The organism is Enterococcus sp. AMC1086 (assembly GCF_058216575.1).
On sequence record NZ_CM177100.1, the window covers coordinates 802298 to 824554 of the forward strand.

22 protein-coding genes and 1 pseudogene are annotated in these 22257 nt (G+C 36.4%); 21 read left to right on the top strand and 2 right to left on the bottom strand.

Annotation, left to right across the window (positions count from 1 at the left end; genetic code table 11):
- Nucleotides 1-27: 27 nt before the first annotated feature.
- The 15 genes from fabD (at nucleotide 28) to AC4BC4_RS03895 (ending at nucleotide 11642) form a co-directional block, all read left to right on the top strand.
- On the top strand, nucleotides 28-957 hold the full coding sequence (gene fabD, locus AC4BC4_RS03825) for an ACP S-malonyltransferase (RefSeq protein ID WP_490476825.1): 930 nt from the start codon (nucleotides 28-30) through the stop codon (nucleotides 955-957).
- 3 nt (nucleotides 958-960) lie between these two features.
- Nucleotides 961-1698, top strand: a complete 738-nt coding sequence (fabG, locus tag AC4BC4_RS03830) for a 3-oxoacyl-[acyl-carrier-protein] reductase (protein WP_438757128.1) — start codon at nucleotides 961-963, stop codon at nucleotides 1696-1698.
- A 26-nt stretch (nucleotides 1699-1724) separates the two neighbouring features.
- A complete protein-coding gene (fabF, locus tag AC4BC4_RS03835) occupies nucleotides 1725-2960 on the top strand; it encodes a beta-ketoacyl-ACP synthase II (protein ID WP_490476826.1) in 1236 nt (411 codons plus the stop codon).
- 1 nt (nucleotide 2961) lies between these two features.
- Nucleotides 2962-3456, top strand: coding sequence for an acetyl-CoA carboxylase biotin carboxyl carrier protein (gene accB / locus AC4BC4_RS03840; RefSeq protein WP_438757126.1), 495 nt, complete (start codon nucleotides 2962-2964; stop codon nucleotides 3454-3456).
- 2 nt (nucleotides 3457-3458) lie between these two features.
- Complete coding sequence (fabZ, locus tag AC4BC4_RS03845; protein WP_438757125.1) at nucleotides 3459-3878, top strand: 3-hydroxyacyl-ACP dehydratase FabZ; 420 nt, start codon at nucleotides 3459-3461, stop codon at nucleotides 3876-3878.
- A gap of 7 nt (nucleotides 3879-3885) precedes the next feature.
- Nucleotides 3886-5256 carry an acetyl-CoA carboxylase biotin carboxylase subunit gene (locus AC4BC4_RS03850; protein ID WP_490476827.1) on the top strand — a complete coding sequence of 457 codons (1371 nt, stop codon included), beginning with the start codon at nucleotides 3886-3888 and terminating at the stop codon, nucleotides 5254-5256.
- A gap of 14 nt (nucleotides 5257-5270) precedes the next feature.
- Complete coding sequence (gene accD / locus AC4BC4_RS03855) at nucleotides 5271-6137, top strand: acetyl-CoA carboxylase, carboxyltransferase subunit beta (RefSeq protein ID WP_490476828.1); 867 nt, start codon at nucleotides 5271-5273, stop codon at nucleotides 6135-6137.
- 2 nt (nucleotides 6138-6139) lie between these two features.
- Nucleotides 6140-6925: an acetyl-CoA carboxylase carboxyl transferase subunit alpha gene (locus AC4BC4_RS03860; RefSeq protein WP_490476829.1), complete on the top strand. Its 786-nt coding sequence runs from the start codon at nucleotides 6140-6142 to the stop codon at nucleotides 6923-6925.
- Nucleotides 6926-7142: 217 nt separating this feature from the next.
- Nucleotides 7143-7670: a YqeG family HAD IIIA-type phosphatase gene (locus tag AC4BC4_RS03865; protein WP_490476830.1), complete on the top strand. Its 528-nt coding sequence runs from the start codon at nucleotides 7143-7145 to the stop codon at nucleotides 7668-7670.
- The gene (gene yqeH / locus AC4BC4_RS03870) at nucleotides 7667-8782 is read left to right on the top strand and encodes a ribosome biogenesis GTPase YqeH (protein WP_490476831.1); all 1116 of its coding nucleotides are present in this window, start codon (nucleotides 7667-7669) and stop codon (nucleotides 8780-8782) included. The genes AC4BC4_RS03865 and yqeH overlap by 4 nt, the downstream gene beginning before the upstream one ends.
- Nucleotides 8783-8813: 31 nt before the next feature.
- Nucleotides 8814-9125 carry a ribosome assembly RNA-binding protein YhbY gene (gene yhbY, locus AC4BC4_RS03875; RefSeq protein WP_438757119.1) on the top strand — a complete coding sequence of 104 codons (312 nt, stop codon included), beginning with the start codon at nucleotides 8814-8816 and terminating at the stop codon, nucleotides 9123-9125.
- Between the two features lie 17 nt (nucleotides 9126-9142).
- Nucleotides 9143-9787 carry a nicotinate-nucleotide adenylyltransferase gene (locus tag AC4BC4_RS03880; protein ID WP_438757118.1) on the top strand — a complete coding sequence of 215 codons (645 nt, stop codon included), beginning with the start codon at nucleotides 9143-9145 and terminating at the stop codon, nucleotides 9785-9787.
- Nucleotides 9777-10379 carry a bis(5'-nucleosyl)-tetraphosphatase (symmetrical) YqeK gene (yqeK, locus tag AC4BC4_RS03885; protein ID WP_490476832.1) on the top strand — a complete coding sequence of 201 codons (603 nt, stop codon included), beginning with the start codon at nucleotides 9777-9779 and terminating at the stop codon, nucleotides 10377-10379. Before AC4BC4_RS03880 ends, yqeK begins: the two co-directional genes overlap by 11 nt.
- Before the next feature lie 185 nt (nucleotides 10380-10564).
- Entirely contained in the window at nucleotides 10565-10903 is a 339-nt protein-coding gene (gene rsfS, locus AC4BC4_RS03890) for a ribosome silencing factor (protein ID WP_490477344.1), read from the top strand.
- A 1-nt stretch (nucleotide 10904) separates the two neighbouring features.
- Nucleotides 10905-11642 (top strand): class I SAM-dependent DNA methyltransferase, encoded by a 738-nt coding sequence (locus tag AC4BC4_RS03895; RefSeq protein WP_490476833.1) that lies wholly within the window; start codon nucleotides 10905-10907, stop codon nucleotides 11640-11642.
- Between the two features lie 127 nt (nucleotides 11643-11769).
- On the opposite strand, the pseudogene AC4BC4_RS03900 reads toward AC4BC4_RS03895, so the two are convergent.
- A pseudogene (locus tag AC4BC4_RS03900) lies at nucleotides 11770-13072 on the bottom strand (ISL3 family transposase).
- A 205-nt stretch (nucleotides 13073-13277) separates the two neighbouring features.
- On the opposite strand from AC4BC4_RS03900, the gene AC4BC4_RS03905 reads away from it, so the two are divergent.
- From AC4BC4_RS03905 to AC4BC4_RS03925, 5 genes are all read left to right on the top strand, one after another.
- On the top strand, nucleotides 13278-14447 hold the full coding sequence (locus AC4BC4_RS03905; protein ID WP_490476834.1) for a nucleotidyltransferase: 1170 nt from the start codon (nucleotides 13278-13280) through the stop codon (nucleotides 14445-14447).
- A gap of 95 nt (nucleotides 14448-14542) precedes the next feature.
- Nucleotides 14543-15262, top strand: a complete 720-nt coding sequence (locus tag AC4BC4_RS03910) for a YebC/PmpR family DNA-binding transcriptional regulator (protein WP_438757114.1) — start codon at nucleotides 14543-14545, stop codon at nucleotides 15260-15262.
- A gap of 402 nt (nucleotides 15263-15664) precedes the next feature.
- Nucleotides 15665-17869 (top strand): hypothetical protein, encoded by a 2205-nt coding sequence (locus tag AC4BC4_RS03915; protein WP_490476835.1) that lies wholly within the window; start codon nucleotides 15665-15667, stop codon nucleotides 17867-17869.
- A 67-nt stretch (nucleotides 17870-17936) separates the two neighbouring features.
- Nucleotides 17937-18674 carry a WxL domain-containing protein gene (locus AC4BC4_RS03920; protein WP_490476836.1) on the top strand — a complete coding sequence of 246 codons (738 nt, stop codon included), beginning with the start codon at nucleotides 17937-17939 and terminating at the stop codon, nucleotides 18672-18674.
- 130 nt (nucleotides 18675-18804) lie between these two features.
- Nucleotides 18805-19884, top strand: coding sequence for a WxLIP family cell surface protein (locus AC4BC4_RS03925; RefSeq protein ID WP_490476837.1), 1080 nt, complete (start codon nucleotides 18805-18807; stop codon nucleotides 19882-19884).
- 464 nt (nucleotides 19885-20348) lie between these two features.
- On the opposite strand, the gene AC4BC4_RS03930 is transcribed toward AC4BC4_RS03925, so the two are convergent.
- On the bottom strand, nucleotides 20349-20930 hold the full coding sequence (locus tag AC4BC4_RS03930; protein WP_490476838.1) for a YdcF family protein: 582 nt from the start codon (nucleotides 20928-20930) through the stop codon (nucleotides 20349-20351).
- A 158-nt stretch (nucleotides 20931-21088) separates the two neighbouring features.
- Between AC4BC4_RS03930 and AC4BC4_RS03935 the strand changes: the two genes are divergently transcribed.
- Nucleotides 21089-21940 carry an aminoglycoside 6-adenylyltransferase gene (locus AC4BC4_RS03935; RefSeq protein WP_490476839.1) on the top strand — a complete coding sequence of 284 codons (852 nt, stop codon included), beginning with the start codon at nucleotides 21089-21091 and terminating at the stop codon, nucleotides 21938-21940.
- The last annotated feature ends 317 nt before the right edge of the window (nucleotides 21941-22257 follow it).

The window sequence follows — 22257 nt, forward strand, 5'->3', positions numbered from 1 at the left end:
ATGCTTTTAACGTAAAGGAGTAAAGGAATGAAAACAGCTTTTATATTTAGTGGTCAAGGTGCTCAATATAGTGGTATGGGTAAAGAGTTATTTGATCAAGAGAAAATTGTTCGAGAAACTTTTCAAGAAGCAAGTGAGGTTCTAGGTTATGATATGGCTGAGCTGTGTTTTACTGAAAATGACAAACTTAATGAAACCATTTATACACAACCAGCGATTTTAACGGTTAGTATTGCTTTTTATCGTTTGCTGCAATCTAAAGGGTATCAGCCAGATGTTGTTGCAGGACTAAGCTTGGGAGAGTATAGCGCGCTTGTTTCTAGTGGTGCTATTTCATTTAAAGAAGCTGTTCAATTAGTTGCTAAGAGAGGGAAGTTCATGGCGGAAGCTGCACCGACCGGTACTGGTAAGATGGTTGCAGTGATGAATGCGGAACGCTCATTGATTGAAAGATGTTGTCAAGAAGCAAGTATACTAGGCATCGTTTCACCCGCGAATTATAACACACCTCAGCAAATCGTGATCGGTGGAGAAATACCAGCAGTTGATAGAGCAGTAGAATTATTAACAGAAGCTGGAGTAAAGCGGATGATTCCTTTAAAAGTCAGTGGCCCTTTTCACACAGCACTACTAAAGCCTGCTTCTGAAAAATTAGCGATTGAATTAGAAAAAGTCAATTTTGCAGAAATGACGATTCCTGTGATCAGTAATACGACAGCACAAGTAATGGAACAAGGGGATATTAAGGAGTTACTGGAAAAGCAAGTAATGTCTGCTGTTCGTTTTGCTGACAGTATTGAAACAATAAAAAAAATGAATGTTGATGCCATTATAGAAGTTGGACCAGGAAAAACGTTGACTGGTTTTATCAAGAAAATCGATAAAGAAATCGAAATAGCTCGTGTTGAAGATAAAAAAACATTATCTGAAACTGAAGCTCTTTTAAACGGGAGGTAACGAATGGAACTTAAAGGAAAAAATGTGTTTGTTACAGGTAGCACACGTGGAATCGGGAAAGCTGTTGCGTTGGCTTTTGCTAAAGCAGGAGCAAATATTGCACTTAATGGGCGTGGAGAAATTAGCGCTGAACTGATTTCAGAAGTAGAATCTTTTGATGTTAAGTGTATTGGAGTCTCTGGAGATATTGCTAATTTCAATTCTGCCGGAGAAATGATTCAAGCAGTTGTTGATGGCCTAGGATCAATTGATGTTTTAGTTAATAATGCTGGAATTACGAATGATAAATTGTTATTGAGAATGTCAGAAGAAGATTTTACTCGTTGTATTCAAATCAATCTAACTGGAACATTCAATATGACGCAACATGCTATTAAAAAAATGATGAAACAACGTAGTGGAAGTATTATCAATATGTCTAGTGTTGTCGGATTAATGGGGAACATTGGTCAAGCTAACTATGCGGCAAGTAAAGCCGGAGTCATTGGTTTGACTAAATCAGTAGCTAGAGAAGTTGCTGCACGTGGCATTACCTGTAATGCTATTGCTCCAGGTTTTATTGAAACAGAGATGACAGAAATTTTATCTGATAAAGTAAAAGAACAAATGAATCAGCAAATTCCATTACAATCATTTGGTCAAGTGGAAGATGTTGCCAATGCAGCTATCTTTTTAGCAGAAAGTCCATATATTACAGGACAAGTTTTGAATGTAGATGGTGGATTAGTCATGCATGGCTAATGAACAAGCTTGAAAGGAGCGATTGAATGAATCGTGTAGTTATTACAGGTTATGGCGTAGCATCTCCAATCGGGAATGACGCAGAAACCTTTTTAGAAAGTTTACAAACAGGAAAAAACGGGATTGGTCCGATTACTAAATTTGATGCCACTGAAACGGGTATTACGTTAGCAGCAGAAGTAAATGACTTTCCTTTTGATAAGTATTTTGCAAAGAAAGATGCTAAACGAATGGATTTATTTTCCCTATTTGGTATTTATGCGGCTTTAGAAGCAATGGAAATGAGTCAACTAGATATCGAACAAATAGATGTTGATCGTTTTGGTGTCATGGTAGGTTCTGGTATCGGCGGACTTCAGACGATCCAAGATCAAGTGATTCGAATGCGTGAAAAAGGTCCTAAAAGAGTGGCGCCTTTATTTATACCAATGGCAATTGGAAATATGGCTGCTGGTAATATTGCTTTACGTGTTGGGGCAAGAGGAACATGTACGGCAACGGTCACAGCTTGTGCTACTGCGAATAATTCGATCGGTGAAGCGTTTAGAAATATCAAACATGGGTATTCAGACGTGATACTAGCAGGAGGAACTGAAGCCTCAATTACGGAGATCGGAATTGCAGGTTTTGCTTCATTAACAGCTGTTACTTCTGAGGAAAATCCAAATAGAGGATCGATTCCTTTTGATAAAGACCGCAGTGGATTTGTGATGGGTGAAGGAGCTGGGATTTTAGTTCTGGAATCTTTAGAACATGCGCAACAAAGAGGAGCAAAGATTTTAGGTGAGATCGTGGGCTACGGTTCAAACTGTGATGCATATCATATGACTTCACCAAGACCAGACGGAAGTGGTGCGGCTAAAGCGATGAAATTAGCGATCGACGAAGCAGCCATCGATTCTTCTAAAGTCGGATATATCAATGCTCATGGAACAAGCACGCCTTCAAATGATGTTGCAGAAACGAAAGCCATTCAAACTGCATTGGGAGAAGCATCTAAAGATGTTCGTGTTAGCAGTACGAAAAGTATGACTGGCCATGCATTAGGCGCAACAGGCGGTATTGAGGCAATCGCAACATTGAATGCTTTACAGTATCAATTTATTCCACCAACGATCAATATTGATCAACTTGATGAAGCCATCGAAATAAATATTGTCACAAATGAAAGTCAAAAACATGAATTTGATTATGCATTGACAAACTCTTTTGGCTTTGGTGGTCATAATGCAGTACTTTGTTTAAAACGTTGGGAGGATTAAGATGAACATCAATGAAGTGAAAGAATTATTAACACAGTTTGACGAATCGACACTAACTGAATTTGATCTTAAAAAAGGATCGTTTGGTCTTTATATGAATAAAAATAAAGTGACACAGAAAGCATCATCTGGTGAAGTAAATCAAGTAACTGAGGGGAATACAAACCAAGGCGAAACAGAAATTACGAGCCAAACAATCGAAGTAAAAGAAACAATTAATGAAACTGTAAAAACAGAAACAAAACCAGAAAATACAGAAGAAATCATCTCACCAATCGTGGGTATTGTATACTTAAAACCGGCACCTGATAAAGAAAACTTCAAACAAGTTGGTGATTTGGTGAAAAAAGGTGATGTCGTGTGTATTGTTGAAGCGATGAAACTTATGAATGAAATTACTTCATCAGTTGATGGTGTGATTACGGAAGTCTTGATACAAAATGAAGATGTTGTTGAATTTAATCAACCACTTTTCCGTGTATCTAAAGGAGTGTAATGATGAATATTCAAGAAATCAAAGAAATTATTCCTCATCGTTATCCTTTTTTATTGTTGGATACGGTCGAAGAAATTATTGTAGGCGAAAAAGTGATTGCAAAGAAAAATGTTACGATCAATGAACCTTTCTTTCAAGGTCATTTTCCAGATGAACCTGTTATGCCGGGTGTTTTGATTCTTGAAGCACTAGCCCAAGCGGGTGCTGTAGCATTATTGGCTATGCCTGATTTTAAAGGTAAAACAGCTTATTTTGGCGGTATAGATAAAGCGAAGTTTAGACAAAAAGTTGTTCCAGGAGATACGTTGATGTTAGAAGTAGAAATTATGAAAGTAAAATCAATAGCCGGTATCGGCAAAGGAACTGCGACTGTGAATGGAAAAAAAGTAGCGGAAGCAGAATTGACCTTTATGATTGGATAGGTGAGCTATGTTTTCAAAAGTTTTAATTGCAAATAGAGGAGAAATCGCTGTTCGGATCATTCGAGCATGTCGTGAATTAGGTGTACAAACTGTTGCAGTATATTCCGAAGCGGATAAAGAAGCGCTGCACACACAACTTGCAGATGAAGCGATTTGTATTGGTCCGGCTAAAGCGACTGATTCTTATTTAAATGTCCAAAGTGTATTAAGTGCGGCCATTGTAACAAATGCTGAAGCGATTCATCCAGGTTTTGGTTTTTTATCAGAAAATAGTCAATTCGCAGCAATGTGTGAAGAGTGCAATATTACCTTTATTGGACCTAAAGCGGAAACGATTGATGCTATGGGAAATAAAATTAATGCGCGTGAGCTGATGCAAAAAGCGAATGTTCCGGTTATTCCTGGAAGTACAGGTGTGATAAGCTCTGTTGAAGAGGCACTAACGATTGCTAATGATATTGGTTATCCCGTTATGTTGAAAGCTGCAGCAGGAGGCGGTGGTAAAGGGATTCGTAAGGTGCTCAGTAAAGAAGAACTACCTCAACATTTTACCTCAGCACAGCAAGAAGCAAAAGCCGCTTTTGGCAACGATGATATGTACTTAGAAAAAATTATTTATCCAGCTCGTCATATCGAAGTGCAAATTTTAGGTGATCAGTTCGGTCATGTGATTCATTTGGGTGAACGTGATTGTTCTTTACAAAGAAATAATCAAAAAGTACTTGAAGAATCACCATCAATCGCGATTTCTCCTGAGAAACGTCAGTTAATAGGTGAAACAGCTGTTCGTGCAGCAAAAGCTGTCCATTATGAGAATGCAGGAACAATTGAATTTTTAATGGATAAATCAGGTGAGTTTTATTTTATGGAAATGAATACTCGAATCCAAGTAGAACATCCGGTTACAGAAATGGTTACAGGGATTGATCTTGTTAAGTCACAATTAAAAATTGCTTCAGGTGAAGAATTACCATACGCACAAGAAGATATTACAATCACAGGTCATGCAATCGAATGCCGAATCAATGCTGAAAATCCTGCCTTTAATTTTGCACCTTCTCCTGGAAAAATCAAGAATTTATTGCTTCCAGCAGGTGGTATGGGCTTAAGAGTAGACAGTGCAATGTATTCTGGTTATACGATCCCACCTTACTATGATTCGATGATCGCTAAAGTAATCGTTCATGGAAATGATAGAATAGATGCATTGATGAAAATGCAACGGGCCTTACAGGAGATCGTAACAGAGGGAATCATCACGAATTCAGAATTTCAGCTAGATTTGATCACGCATGAAAATGTGCTGGCTGGCGATTATGATACAAGTTTTTTACAAGAAACATTCTTACCAAATTGGGAACCAGATAGCGATAATTAAAAAGGAGCAGGTGTATGGCTTTATTTAAAAAGAAAAACTACATTCGAATCAATCCGAATCGCGCAAGCGACCAAGCTTCTGTAAAAAAACCTGCAGTTCCAGATAATATGTGGGCGAAATGTCCTTGTTGTAAACGTACGTTATACACAAAAGATATGGGGGCAGAAAAAGTCTGCCCTTATTGTGGTTATAGCTTTAGAATCGGTGCTTGGGAACGTCTTGCTTTAACGATAGATGAGAAGAGTTTTGAAGAATGGGATACAGATTTAGTCACAAAAGATCCATTAGATTTTCCTGATTATTTGGAAAAAATTGCTAAGATGCAGGAAAAAACTGAACTGCATGAAGCGGTTTTAACTGGGAAAGCTAAAATTGATGATCAAGAGATCGGGATCGGCGTAATGGATGCCAATTTTATCATGGGAAGCATGGGAACTGTTGTAGGTGAGAAAATTACTCGTCTTTTTGAACGAGCAACAGAACAACAATTACCAGTGATTATTTTTACTGCCTCTGGTGGAGCAAGAATGCAAGAGGGGATTTTTTCCTTGATGCAAATGGCTAAGATTTCTGGTGCGCTTAAACGTCATAGCAATGCAGGACTACTTTATGTCACTGTCTTAACTGATCCAACAACTGGCGGTGTTACTGCTAGTTTTGCCATGGATGGTGATGTTATAATAGCCGAGCCACAAAGTTTGATTGGCTTTGCTGGGCGTCGAGTGATTGAGCAAACGATTCGACAAGAATTACCAGATGATTTTCAAAAAGCTGAATTTTTATTAGATCATGGATTTGTCGATAAAATTGTCCCGAGAAATCAATTACAAGAAACACTAAGTAAATTAATAAAGATTCATACGATGAAAGGGTGGAAATAGCGATGGAAAAAAATGCCAATGATATTGTCACCCTTGCCAGAGCACAGGATCGTTATACTACATTAGAGTATATTGCTGCAATCTTTGATGATTTTATGGAGTTTCATGGTGATCGTTATTTTGGAGATGATTTGGCTGTTGTAGGTGGTGTTGCAACCTTAGAAAATAAACCTGTGACAGTTGTTGGAATTCAAAAGGGGCGTAACTTACCTGAAAATATTGAACGAAATTTTGGTGCGCCACATCCTGAGGGCTATCGTAAAGCATTACGCTTAATGAAACAGGCTGAAAAATTTGGCCGTCCAGTTGTTACATTTATCAATACAGCTGGAGCTTATTGTGGTATTGAAGCAGAAGAACGTGGTGAAGGTGAGGCAATTGCTAGAAATTTGATAGAAATGTCTGATCTAAGTGTTCCGATCATTGCCATTATTGTTGGCGAAGGTGGAAGCGGTGGAGCATTAGCGCTTGCGGTAGCCGATGAAGTTTGGATGTTGGAACATACAATTTATGCTGTGCTTTCGCCAGAAGGCTTTGCGTCGATTTTGTGGAAGGACGGCAGTCGGGCCAAAGAAGCAGCAGAGTTAATGAAAATTACGGCGACAGAATTAAAAGAATTAACGATCATTGATCGAGTAATTCCTGAAGAAATGAATGGTGAAGCGTTGGAACAACCGAAAATCAATAGAATGATTCAAAAAGCACTTATAAGTAAGTTTTCTGAGCTTTCGCAATTAGATATAGATATGTTGCTGGAAAAACGCTATCAGCGATTCCGCAAATATTAAGAAAATAAAAAAATGGAGCAGGCCGAGTGAGGTTTGCTCCTTTTTGAATATAAATAAAGCGTGTGTGTTTTTTTATTATCATCTAAACTTATAAAAACTTATGATGAGCATTTATAGAATTTTTCCGTAAAATACAGTATAATACAAATTGGAGGAGTGCTAGCTTAGTACTCCTTTCACTATGAGAAAGTTCATCGTGGAGATGAGAGGAGTTACTATGTTTTCAAAATTTAAACCAACTTGGATGGTCGATGCGATTTATAAAATCACACCGAACCAATTAAAAAAATTAGGAATCAAAGCTGTGTTGACCGATTTGGATAATACGTTGATCGCTTGGGACAATCCAGACGGAACTGAAGAATTATTGACGTGGATTCTTGAAATGAAAAATGCCGAGATTCCAGTTGTAGTCGTTTCAAATAATAAATCTAGCCGTATCAAACGAGTAGTAGAAAAATTTGATTTAGAATATGTATCTAGAGCGTTGAAACCTTCAACAAGAGGATTCAGAGAAGCTGAGAAAAAACTAAATATGAAACCAGAAGAATTAGTTATGGTCGGTGATCAGATCATGACAGATATTCGAGGTGCCAATGCAGCTGGCATTAGAAATATTTTAGTTCGTCCAATCGTTGATACTGATGGATGGAATACAAAGATTAATCGCTTTTTTGAACGAAAAATCATGAAACATTTAGCGAAGAAACATCCAGATATGATATGGAAAGGCGGACTAGAATGAGTGAGAATGAAGCAATTCAGTGCATCGGTTGTGGTGCAGTCATTCAAACAGAACAGCCAGATGAACTTGGGTTTACGCCAAAGGCTGCTTTTGAGAAAGGTATGGAGACAGGGGAAGTTTATTGCCAACGCTGTTTTCGATTACGACATTACAATGACATTCAAGATGTTCAATTGACTGATGATGATTTTTTACGTTTGTTAAATGGATTGGGTAAAGAAGATGCTTTAATCGTGAATGTTGTTGATATTTTTGATTTCAATGGTTCATTGATTCCAGGACTACATCGTTTTATTGGAGATAATCCAGTATTGATGGTAGGAAACAAAGTCGATATTCTATCAAAATCATTAAAGAAACCCAAAATGATTCAATGGATGAGAGAGCGTGCTCATGAAGAAGGCTTACGTCCTGTCGATGTTTTATTAACTAGTGCTAAGAAACCTCAGGAAATGGAAAACTTGCTTGAGACGATCGAAAAATATCGTGATGGTAAAGACGTTTATGTGGTTGGGGTAACAAATGTTGGGAAATCAACCTTGATCAATCAAATCATCAAGCAGACTGCTGGCGTTCAAGATGTCATCACAACGTCGCAATTTCCAGGAACAACATTAGATAAAATAGAAATTCCGCTGGATGACGGACATTTCCTGATTGATACGCCCGGAATCATTCATCGTCATCAAATGGCGCATTACCTTGGTAAAAAAGACCTGAAAATCATCGCGCCACAAAAAGAAATAAAACCAAAAGTATATCAGCTGAATCCAGAGCAAACCTTATTTTTAGGCGGTTTAGCCCGTTTTGATTTTATTCAAGGGGAACGTAGTTCATTTATTGCCTATGTGTCGAATGATTTATCGATTCACCGCACAAAATTAGCAACAGCAGATGATTTCTATGACAAACATGTAGGTGGTTTATTACAACCACCTCGTCCGGATGAAGTAGCAGATTTTCCAGAGTTGGTTCGTTTTGAATTTTCGATCAAAGAAAAAACAGATATTGTCTTTGCAGGACTTGGCTGGATCACGGTAACAGAACCTTGTGTCGTTGCCGGATGGGCACCAAAAGGCGTAGATGTTTTAAGAAGAAAAGCTTTGATTTAATCATATGTTAGAATAGAAAGAAGGAAATTTAGTGGATTTAAGAGGAAAACAAAAACGTTTTTTACGTAGCCAAGCCCACCATTTACAACCAATTTTTCAAATTGGGAAAGGCGGCTTGAATTCTGCGATGGTGGTACAGATCAATGAAGCTTTGGAAAAACGTGAATTGATAAAAGTCACGTTACTACAAAATACTGATGAGATTGCTGAAGATGTAGCAGAAGCGTTAAAAGCAGACATTCGTTGCGATATCGTTCAAATCATTGGTCGCGTATTAGTTTTGTTTAAACCATCATCTAACGAAAAATATCAAAAAATCTCTAAAGAAGTTAAAGCAATTTAAAACTTGGAGGTAAGAAAATGGGGACAAATACGAATGCAGCATTAAAAGCAGAAGTAATTGTGGAAGAAGCTGAGCTTTTTCAAAAGCGTAAACAGGTAGGAATATTAGGCGGGAATTTTAATCCAATTCATGTGGCTCATTTAGTGATGGCTGACCAAGTACAGCAGCAGCTTGGCCTTGATAAAGTCTATTTGATGCCTACTTATTTACCGCCTCATGTAGATGAAAAAGAAACGATCGATAGCAAACATCGTTTGGCAATGTTGGAACTAGCGATTGCGGATAATAAAAATTTAGCTGTGGAGCCTATCGAATTGTTACGTAAGGGTAAAAGTTATACCTATGACACAATGAAAGCTTTAACTCAAAATAACCCTGATACAGATTACTATTTTATCATTGGCGGAGACATGGTAGAATATTTACCAAAGTGGTATAAAATTGACGAATTACTTACTTTAACCAATTTTGTGGGGATTCGCCGTCCCAATTATGGCACAATCACATCTTATCCGATTATTTGGGTGGATGTTCCTCAAATGGATATTAGTTCAACATTGATTCGGGAAAAGATCAAGAATGGTTGTTCTACACGCTACTTATTGCCTGATAGTGTGATACACTATATAGAAGAGATGGAGCTGTATGTAGATGGATTTTAGCGGAAAATATACGTCGCTTAAACGGGAAGAATTGATGCAAGAAGTTCAGATGCATATGAGTGAACGGCGGTTTCAACATGTTTTAGGTGTAGAGGAGACGGCGATAGCTTTAGCGGCTAAATACGGAGCTTCCAAGGAAAAGGCAAGTATTGCGGCATTGACTCATGATTATGCAAAAGAACGTCCAGATGAAGAGTTTGAGCTAATTATCAAGCGGGATGGCTATGATCATGATTTACTGAATTATGATAATGCAATTTGGCACGGACTTGTTGGCGCCAGTATGGTTCAAAGGGAATTAGGCATTGATGACGAAGAGATCTTAGAAGCGATTCGTCTGCATACGACAGGTGCTGCCAAAATGAGTCTGCTGGATAAGATCATTTATGTTGCTGATTACATCGAACCTGGTCGGAACTTTCCAGGCGTAAAAGAAGCACGAAAATTAGCCTTAGTCGATTTGGATGAAGCAGTTGCATTTGAAACAAAACATACATTGCTGCATCTTATTGAACAAGAACAAAAAATTTATCCCAAAACAATTGAGACGTATAATTATTGGGTAGTAGGAAAAGCTGAACAAAACGTTTAGCTCTTTAGAAATTTAGGAATCTGAATATGGAATGTTTTTCCACAAGAAGATTATCTAATTTCCTCAAGAGTTGTTTTTTGAAGCTAGATCAGGGAAAAGCTGAACAAAGTATTTAGTTTTAAGTTACAAAGAAAACAAAAATTTACATTAAATAATGGGAGGAAACCATCATAGATAGTCAACAGATTTTAGAAATCGCTGTAAAAGCAGCTGATTCAAAACGAGCCGAGGAAATTGTCGCTTTAGATGTGCAGGAGATCTCACTTTTAGCAGATTACTTTATGATTTGCCAAGCAACAAGTGAACGTCAAATTAATGCAATCGTGGAAGAAATTATTGAAAAAGAAGAAGAAGCAGACGTAGAAGTAAAACGTATCGAAGGAAAAGATGGCGGTAAATGGGTATTGATCGATTTAGGCGATATCATCGTTCATGTATTCCAATCCGCAGAACGTGGATTTTACAATTTAGAAAAACTTTGGTCAGATGCGCCAATGGTCGATCTGCACGTTTGGGTCGAATAATATGGCCTACGAAACATTTGCTTTTGTTTACGATGAAGTAATGGACGATAGCTTGTATGATCAGTGGTTGGAGTTTTCAAAACGCCATTTACCAGAAGGAAAAATGGATGTTTTAGAAATGGCTTGTGGTACTGGGGCGCTGGCTGTGAATTTTGCCAAAGCAGGATTTACTGTAACTGCGTTAGATTTATCGGAAGAAATGCTGATGATGGCAAGTAAACGAGCAGCTGAGGAAGATGTCCATGTTCAGTTTGTCCAAGGGAATATGATGGATTTATCTGAAATGGGCCAATACAATGCAATCACTTGTTTTTCTGATTCACTGTGTTATATGGCAAATCGTCAAGAAGTTCAACAAGTATTTGACGATGTTTATCAAGCCTTAGAAGACGAAGGAATCTTTATTTTTGATGTTCATTCGATTCATCAAGTAGACAAAGTATTTCCAGAGTATAGTTATCATTATCAAACAGAAGAATTCGCTTTTTTGTGGGATAGCTATCCTGGCGAAAAAGAGCATAGCATTGAGCATTTTCTAACATTTTTTGTAAAAGAGCATGAGAATGATGAAGTTTTTATTCGTCAAGATGAACTGCATCAAGAACGTACTTATACAATGGAAAACTATTTAATGATGCTTGAAAGTGCCGGCTTTGTGAGTGTCGAAGTATATGCAGATTTTACCGATGAAGTACCTAATGATGAAAGCAAACGTTGGTTTTTTGTTTGTAAAAAATAATAAAAATGAGTGGGGAAGAACTTTTCGAAGTTTCGAACGCTCGTTTTTTATTGGCTCTTTGTCAACTAATGTTGGTGAAGAAAATCCAAAGAATTAAATCAATGATGAAGCCTAGAGGGAAATGCCTCTAGGTTTTTCTATTTGGTTGAAAAAGAACAGACCCAAAGCATAAAGTAATTCTCAATTTAAAATTATAGAAGTTACGGAAGCCGTAGGCATTTCTCTTTAATACTTTGATATGGTTATTCAAGCATTCTAAAGGACCGTTGGAATAAGGCAAATCCAACGTATTTTTAATGCCAGCTTGCACTTTTTAAAGGTAGTAATAGTTGTTTGATAATAAGCTGGAAGCCTAGAATAATCTTGTTCTAATAACGCGTGAAACCGTGTATAATCTCTTGTTTGTATGGCATAGAGAAAATCCTGATAAAAGGTATAGCCAGCTTTTAATTCTTCATAATAGGAAGTAACCGATCCACGAGTTCTGTTTCTGTTAAATAGGCACGGAAGGAAGGACGCCAAGGGCGTTTTTCAAACTTAAGCTTCGATTGATTCTTTTGAAGCAGTTTCCAGTATTTCTTCAAGTGACGGTATTTTTTTGTCTCTACAGATCCTTGATGGAGAAAGGTATTCATCCGTTGAATCCGGTGTTTTAAGAATGTTCGCCCAATGTGTTGCACAATATGGAAGCGGTCAAGAACAATCTGAGCTATGGGAAATAGTTTCTTAACTAAAGAAAAATAAGGCGCGTACATATCGCAAACAATGTATTTTACACCTTCACGAACAGATAAAGAAAATCGTGAGAAATAGCGTTCTAAAAAAGGCAACTGGCGGTTTTCAACGACATCGAGTAATTGCGTTGTTTGTCCATCCATCATAATGAAACTCATAGAGGCAGCGACTTGTTTCACTGATTTAAATTCATCAAAACAAAGAACTTCTGGCAAGATGAGTCGATTGATTTTTAGGGGTTCGTAAAACTGTTTCAATACGCGATAAACAGAGGAAACAGAGACCTTCTTTTGACGGGCAATTTCGGTCATAGACGAAGTGTTTCGTAGACGCTCGGCAATCGAAAGCTTAACTTTCTTAGAGATCGAGCAACACTTTTCGATAAGACTTGTTTCAGCGACAAAGGTTCTATCACAAGAATGACAGAAAAAACGGCGTTTCTTCAAGCGTAAGTATGTTTGGTATTCAGAAACATCATTCAGTAAAATCAGACAGGTTGTAAAGCTCCAACGAATAATCAATCCGTCTTCATGGGCACCACAATGAGGACAGGAGTGCGTTAAATAGTCCAACGTACCAGAAAACTCCTGGCAGATCCGTCCTTTAATGCGTTCTTTTTTTAAAGAATTTTCATTAAAAGTAATGTTTAAGTCTAGAATATCTAAGGTTTCTTTGATAAGATTTGTATAGGACATCTTGATTTCCCCTTTTGATTGGTTTTAGACGACTTAATTCTAAAGGATATCAGGGTGTCTTTTCTATTATTTTGCATTAAAAAAGATGCCGGTGATTGTTCACCAACATCAAAAAGTATAGAGCCTTTTTATTTTGTTTCAGTAGTAAAATAAAAATGGTATGATAGAGTTCTAATAGAAATGATCTGGGCAAAGGAGAATACAGATGAAAAGTTGTGGCATTATTGTTGAATACAATCCTTTTCATAATGGACATCAGTACCATGCAAAAATGGCGCGGGAGCTAAGTGGAGCAGAAGTTGTCATAGCTGTGATGAGTGGGAATTTCTTACAACGAGGGGAACCTGCGATTATCGATAAATGGACACGAGCCAATGAAGCCTTAAGTCATGGTGTTGATCTTGTTGTTGAATTGCCATTTGCTTATGCTGTACAATCAGCTGATTATTTTGCTGCTGGTGGAGTAAAATTGCTTCAGGCATTCCATTGTGATGCATTATGTTTTGGTACCGATAATCAAAAAGATATGGATTATGAGCAGTTTGGTAATTTTGTTTACAAGCATCAGAAAGAAATCAATCACACCTATCAGATCATTAAAAATAATGGTATGAGTTATCCTCAGCAAATGACAGAAGTTTTTCGTAAACTTTATCCAAATAGCGGCTTAGATTTTTCTTCACCTAATCATATTTTAGGATTAAGTTACGCAAAAGAAAATGCCGCGTATGAAAAGCCAATGACTTTATATCCTTTACCAAGAGAAAAAGCAGGTTATCATGATACCAAAATACATCAAGAATTTGCCAGTGCAACGGCGATAAGGAAAGCCATTTTCTCAGAGGAATTAGATCAAATCAACCAAGTAGTACCAAAACAAGTTATAGTAGATTTGGTGAGTACACCTACAGTTTCTTGGGAAGATTATTGGCCTTTATTAAAATATAAATTAATCAGCAGTTCAATTGCAGAATTACAAACGATTTATCAAATGAAAGAAGGCATTGAATATCGATTGCAAGAAGCGGCTAAGACTTCGGACTCTTTTCAGAAGTTTATGGAACAAGCCAAAACAAAACGTTATACGTGGACACGTCTGCAACGTTTAGCAACTTACATTTTAAATAATGTGAAACAACAGGAAATAGAAAATGCATGGAAGTATAGTCACTTGCAAGTTCTTGGCTTTACAGAACAAGGGCAACGTTTTTTACGAGAAGAAAAAAAGAAACTAAAATTACCACTGATCACAAAAATTTCCAAGAATTTGGGCTCTCAGTTAGCACTTGATATTCGTAGTAATATGCTTTATCAGTTAGGGAATTCCAATATTTTAGAACAAAGTTTTGGTCGTTTTCCGATTCGTATTCTTTAAAAGAAAAAAACACTTAACAAAAGTCCGTTTGCCAAGTATAATGAGAAAGGCACTATAATCAAAAAAATAATAATGAATGAAAGCGAAGTGAGAATATGGGTCGTAAGTGGGCAAATATTAAAGAGAAAAAAGCTGCCAAAGACGCAACCAACAGCCGAGTTTATGCAAAATTCGGAATTGAGATATACGTAGCAGCGAAATCGGGTGATCCTGACCCTCAAGCAAATCAAAAATTACGGTTTGTTATCGAGCGCGCAAAAACATATAATGTTCCAAAACATATCATCGACCGAGCAATAGAAAAAGCTAAAGGTTCCGGCGATGAACAATATTCTGAATTGCGTTATGAAGGATTTGGACCAAATGGCTCAATGGTCATCGTTGATGCGTTGACGAATAATGTAAACCGTACTGCGTCAGATGTTCGTGCAGCATTCGGGAAAAATGGTGGAAATATGGGTGTTAGTGGTGCAGTAGCTTATATGTTCGATCATACAGGTGTCATTGGCTTTGAAGGTAATGATGCAGATGAAATTCTTGAATATCTGATGGAAAAAGACATTGATGTTCGTGATGTTACAGAAGAAGAAGGTCAAATCATTGTCTATACTGAACCAGAAGATTTACATGCAGTGCAAGAAGCGCTCAAAGAAAAGGGAATCGAAGCATTTTCAGTAGCAGAATTAGAAATGATTGCACAAAACGATGTAGAATTAACTGGGGAAGATTTAGAAAAATTTGAACAAATGATCGATGTTTTAGAAGACCTTGATGATGTTCAAAAAGTGTATCATAATGTTGATTTAGGTGAGTAATAATATCGGGATCCTTATTTATTAAGGATTCTTTTTTTTATACAAAAAACCCTTCATACACACACTATATGAAGGGAAACACAATATGAAAAACTAAGAACAATAGTATAATAGCATCTATAGTTAAAATTCTCAAATATTTCGAATTTCATATAAAAAATTGAGAATTTTAAGTGTGTAAAAATTATATATATATTTTATTTTTAATTTAATATTTTTTAATAAATTTTTAAAATAGTAAAGAGAAATATTTTACTTTATTTCAATCGTAGTATAGAATTAAGGTAATAAATAAATTTATCTTTTTTTTATAAAATAATATTTAAATAATATTTTTGTATAATTTCAGAATGTTTAAAGCTAATCGGCTAATAAATCATTAATCAATGAGGAGGCGTTAGTGTGAAACGGAAATGGTTATTTCTATTTTTAGTAGGATCGATATTGAGTGTTCTATTAATTGATGTGCATCAAGTTTATGCAGAAGATGAAGTAGTGTATGAGCAGCCTGAAATGAAAAATGAAAAGCCTAAGTTAGTAAAGGAAAAACAAGAACGCTTGGTTACTGTAGGATCAGGCGCGCTTAGCGGAACTTACACAACCGGTAGCACGAGCCAGTCGATTATTACTATGTCATATACTTATACACCTACTCTAGATTTATCATTAGGTGGTCAACCGTTGATAATATTAAAATTGCCTACGGAAATAGCCAGTCAAATCAATGGAAGTACGACAAAGCAACAAAGTTTTTTATCCTTACTTTATGGAACAGTGACGCTTCCTGCAGCATTAATTGGAAGTGTCAGCTATAACATTCAAGATACGACGCGTGGATTTACCTTAGCGTATAGTAGTGCCTATAATTCAGTTTATGTCACATTTCCCACTAACATTGTCAGTTTGTTAGGTCTTAGCCGTTGGGCAGTTAGCTTCAGTTTTGACGTAGCAGCTTTGTATCAAAATGGCATCACGATACCACCAGCAAGTAATGGTATAAACTATCCCATCAAAGGCGTATTCGGTTCATCAACGGATGGGTTAAATATTATAAATTTAGTTTTAGGAAATGTTTCGCAATCCGCTGTTATAGCATTGCCTTCTATGTCAATAGGGAATGGTGTTCCTAATGTTACAGCACCCATTTTAAATAGTCCCATTTTAAATTTACAAACAACTGTAAGCGGTAATATCCAACAAATACAAAATAGTGCATATACTTATACTGTTCAGCTCACGATTACTCGATCGGATGGAACATCGGCACCAATCATAGTTAGTAAGATACCAGTCGATGCATCTGGAAACTTTAGTACCGTTTTAGCATCCCCTTTACAATATGGAGATAGTATTTCAGCATTCATTATCGCGCAATCAAAAACATCAAGTAATTATATTCAAAGTCCATCTTCTGCTATACAGGCTGTTAGTTGGTCAATCAAGCCAGTAACAGCCAGCACCGCAACACCAGGAACGACTCAACTTTCGGGAACTGCAGTGCAAACAAGTGCTGGGACTTACCAAGTAGCGTTGCAAATAAATGGAGGAACAATATATACCACACCACTTAACGCAAATGGCACTTTTCAGTTTTCTAATTTGCCGATGTTTAATGGTGGGGAAACGGTCAATTTGTCAGTGCAAGGACTAAGTAACCGGACTGGATCTATTTTAGTAACGAGCACAAGTTACAATCAAACGATTCCCTATTTAAAGCCAAACATTTCCGTCACACAGATGATGGAAAGACTGAATGCACAAGGAAATTGGGAAACAGCATCATCTGTTGTTACGGGTCAAACAATTCGCTACACATTAACAACAACGTTGACCAATCAGCCAGCAACTTGGAGTCAGCAGATGTTAAAGGCTTATATTCCAAATGGAATAGCTCAATTAAGTTCAGTAACTCTGATAAAAATCTCAAGTACTGGTGTACAAACCCCAATATTAGGAACACGGCTCTTAACAGACTCTAATTTAAATCAGCAATATTGGTATTATCAAAATACGCTTCCTATAAATAATTTTACACAGCCAAATACGACTTTTAAGTTGCAGTACACAGGAGTAGCAGCTCAGAGTACAGTCGGACAATCATTGTCTTTTTCTAGTATTATTGGTGGAGTTGACGGTGGGGGAGAAGCAATTACGCCGCAAAATAATGCAAACTCAGTCTTAGTTGAAGATGGAGCCTTGCGTTTTGTTCAGTCCCCTAAGCAAATTTCGTTTAAAAATATACCTGTACCATCGAAAACAACAACTTATAGTCCTAGTGTAGTGGATACTTCATTGATGGTTGCTGATGGACGAGTGGCCAAAAATCAATGGCACTTACTTGTTAGAGAAAGTCAGCCGATGAAATCCACAACGACAGAAAAGGTAATCAATCAAGCGTTTGTTTATCGAAAAAATGGACAGGATACGTCAATCACGACAATTGCTTCAGAAGCTTATGCTTACACTTCTCCTGATAATAATAATGTCGCTATTCCTTGGAATCAGCAAAATGGTGTATTTTTAAACCTCACTCCTAGTGTAAATATCAATGTAAATGAATCGTATACTGCGCAATTACAATGGATTTTATCGGATGCTCCTTTATAATCTGGGTGTTACTTCTTACAAAATAGGAAGTTAAAATAAAAATAAAAATAGAAAGAAGGAAGTACAAATGAAAAAGATTTTAGGTTCTTTATCTACTGTTGCTGTACTTATTTCATGTGGTATTGTCGGAGGAACAGTTGTGGAAGCGGTTAGCGTAGGATCTTTAAATTCAAATGCAGATATTAGTTTTTCTCAAGATACAACAATAACACAGCCCGTCAATCCAGCAGATCCCACTTCGCCAGTTACCCCTAATCCAAATGATCCCCACCAACCAGGAACAGGTGGACCACTGAGTTTGGATTATGTATCTAATTTCCATTTTGGGACTAAAGCGATTCAAACGTCAGATGCCACCTACTATGCTCAACTAGATCAGGTTCAAAATGCAACGACTACCTTGATCAGTGTGCCTAACTATGTTCAAGTAACGGATAAACGTGGTCTAAACCTTGGTTGGAAACTTACAGTGAAACAAAATGGTCAGTTTAAAACTGGGGCTAGTACACCAGTTGTTTTAACGAATGCTCAGATGAGCTTAGTCGCTGCAACACCAAATTCTACTCAGTTGATTGCACTGGCACCGGTAACAGTGCCAGTAGTATTAGATCCTTCAGGTGCAGCGTCTTCTCCAGTAGCTACCGCAGCACTTTCTACAGGGATAGGAACTTGGACGCTTGCATTTGGATCGGGTGCTGGGGCAGCACAAGGGGTTAAATTGACCGTACCTAACGCAACAACAAAAGTTGCAAATGATCAATACAAGACGACGCTTACTTGGACGTTGAATGATAGTCCGATTTAATAGAAATGCTATATGATTTTATGAATTAGTGTAACGTGATTTTATAGCTGATTTACTGAAAAGAACCTATTTCTCTGTGAATAGTGTTCTTTTCAGTGTCATTATAAATTGTTATAAAGGAGTTTTAACTATGAAAAAGAAGTTTACTCATTTTTTGTTTGCTATTATTTTATTCGCTTCAGTGACGATTGGATTAGTCGGTCATGCTAGTGAAATTGATTTCAGTGTTAAAGCTATTTTACCGGAGAGTCAGCGAAGCAAGGAAATTAGTTATTTTGATTTAAGAGTTGTGGCAGGAGAAACTCAGAAAATTAGCATAGAACTGACAAACGATACAGAAAAAGAAATTACAGTATATGCTTCAGCAAATTCGGCAATTACAAATGATAATGGGATCGTTGACTACTCTTATAAAGAGACAAAAAAAGATTCATCAGCCATTTTTACATTTAGTGAAATTGCTTCAATTCCAAAAGAAATTATTTTACCAAAAAAATCAAACAAAATAGTCGAATGTACAATTGATATACCTAAAGATTCCTTTGATGGCTATGTTTTAGGTGGCCTTTATTTTGAGCAAAAAGAAGCTAAAGAGGCTAAAAATGAAGGAGCTTTAGCCGTTGGTAATCGTTTTTCTTATGTTGTGGGTGTACTATTGAGTGAGACAGATAAGGAAGTCCGACCAGAATTAGCACTGAATGATGTGAAGGCGACTCAATTAAATGGTAAAAATGCGGTTATTATGAACATTCAAAATAAAGAAGCTGCAATGATCAAAGAACTGCAGGTAGATGCTAAACTTTATTATGAAGATGAAACAAAGCCTCGCTATGAAAATCATCAAGAATCTTTAAAAATGGCGCCAAACACGAATTTTAATTATAAAATAGACTTAAATGACCAACCTTTCGTTGCGGGAAATTATACCGTTAAAATTAAAGCAAATGATGGTTATAAAGATTGGACTTGGGAAAGAAAACTCACTATAAGAGAAAAAGAAGCAAAAGAATATAATGCGATTGCCAGTAATCTACCTCCTGACCAAAAGAAAAAAGTGCCATGGACTATTATTGTTATCATAATAGTCGTAACTCTAGCCGTAATTTTAGGGATCATCTATTATTTTAATCAAAAAATTAAAAAAGAACGGAAAAGACAACAGAAAAAATATCAGAAACTAAAAAAGAAACTAGATAAACCGGAGTCATGAGATTTTGTCTAGTTGTATAGTCAAAATGAAGTGTTAAAAAATTCAACTCCTAATCAATAATTTTTATAAAATAAATAAAAAAATATCATATTTTCTTCACAATTAACTAGTAGTATATAAGCATACCAACAACAACCCTAATAAAACACTTTTTCATTTTTAACTCCTTTCCCGTCCTTCCCCAAAGGTCGGGTATTTTTCTTATCCCAGAAAAGAGGCTAGGACATAACTCTACGAGTTATACCCTAGCCTTAATAAATCCGAATAAACGGTGGGAGCAGAAGCAACTCCTTCGGAAATAAGTTGAAATTCACAAAAATTTGAAGAGCAATTTTCGTGAGTTTCCTCTTATTTCTCGGAGCTAAACACTTCTGTCCCAACCTCATCAGAGTAGATGATGCAATTTAATCAGCGATTATAGAGCAAACGATGGGCACGTGATACCAAGAGAAGCGCACTCAAAATCAATGATCAAAAAGTAAACCATAACCTAATGCACCAATTTCTCTAATATATGTTTTAAAGGTAGCAGAAGATTTTGAAACAGCTGGAAGTCCGCTAAGCTCAGAAATCCCTAAACGTTTTGCTAATAATTTTGAGCGATACATATGAAAATCACTAGTAACTATGACGGTATTTCCTAAAACTTGCTTCTTTTGAGCATTTTGAATATTTTCTTTGGTACGCGTTGAGGTATCTTCCGTCAGAATTTGTTTTTGTGAAATTCCATTAACTCTTAGATATTCTGCCATCACATTTGCTTCACTATCAGGTTCATCAGAACCTTGACCACCGCAAACGATGACTGTTGCTTTAGGATGTTCTTTCAGATAAGGAATGGCGGCATCCAATCTTTCTTTTAAAACAGTACTTGGATAGGCATTGTCTTTTGAAGACCCTTTTACTTGTGCACCTAAAATAAGCACAGTGTCAGGTGATGCTGTTGGCTGATCTTTTGTCCCACTTAAAATTAGGAAAAGAATGAGACCAACATATATAATTCCTAAACCTATAATAATCAACATGATTCGTTTCACCCATTTCATAACACCACAACCTTTCTTAACTAGTGTAGTAGATAAATAGAGACAATAGTATTGATGTCTTCTTATTTAAAGTTTTTTTAACGATTTTAAGAGAAAGTATAGTATGACTGATAATTTATTATTATACTCTATAGTAAAATAAAAAAATGGAGGTATTTATGAGAACAGAAGAAGAAATGTTTCGATTGATTTTAGATACAGCAATAAAAGATCCTAACGTTTTGGCTGCTGGGATGAACGGTTCACGGACAAATAAAAATATACCAAAAGATTCGTTTCAGGATTATGATATTGTTTATATTGTAGAATCGTTAGATGCTTTCGTAAAAGATCAATCTTGGATTGATAGATTTGGCTCTCGTTTGATTATGCAAACACCAGAAGATATGACGTTATTTTCACCGACTGGGAATGGAAAGTTTACATACTTAATGTTGTTTAAAGATGGGAATCGAATCGATTTGACTCTCTGTCCAAAAGAGCAGGCGAACACTTGGAATGAAGGGGATCGTTTAGCTGAAATTTTATTGGATAAGGGGGCATTATTACCTAAGTTATCAGCAGCGACTGATCAAAATTACTGGACCAAATGTCCTAATCAAGAAGAATTTTCCGATTGTTGTAATCAATTTTGGTGGATCAGCACATATGTTGTCAAAGGATTGTGTCGTGGGGAATTGTTTTACGCAACAGATCATTTAAATGAATACTGTCGAAAAGAGCTGTTACGTTTATTAGCGTGGCAAGTGGGATCAGAGTATGGTTTTACTTTCAGTGTCGGGAAAAATTATAAATACTTACCTAATTATTTAACAGTTGAACAATATGAGGCAGTTATAAAAACAATGAATTTGTCTAGTGTTTCTTTAGCGTGGAAAGCGTTAATTTCATTGCAAAAACAGTTTGATCAAATTGCATATAAGTTTTCACAAAAGAATAATCTAATTTATGATCAAAAAGTGGCTAAAAAAGTGATGCAGTATACGGCAGATTTTAGTATGAGCCACTAAAATAAATAAGACGTTGAGACAAATTGAGCACAATTTGGGGTATATTTTTAAGTTTATTGTAAATTAATTAGAATTTTACCAAAGATATTGCCAAATAGCCTTTTTTCCTTTCCCTGATATGTGGTAGAATGGTAATTACACTGTATGAAATTTTGATGATTGTCATTTCCTGTTGATAGAAAATTTAAAATTCAGCATTTATACATAAAAACATGAAATTTTTCTCATATGTAAGCAAATAAATTGAAGATTGAGAGGAATTTAACTAAACTAGCTTTAAAATGAAAATATCTATAGTAAGAATAGAAAAAAATTAA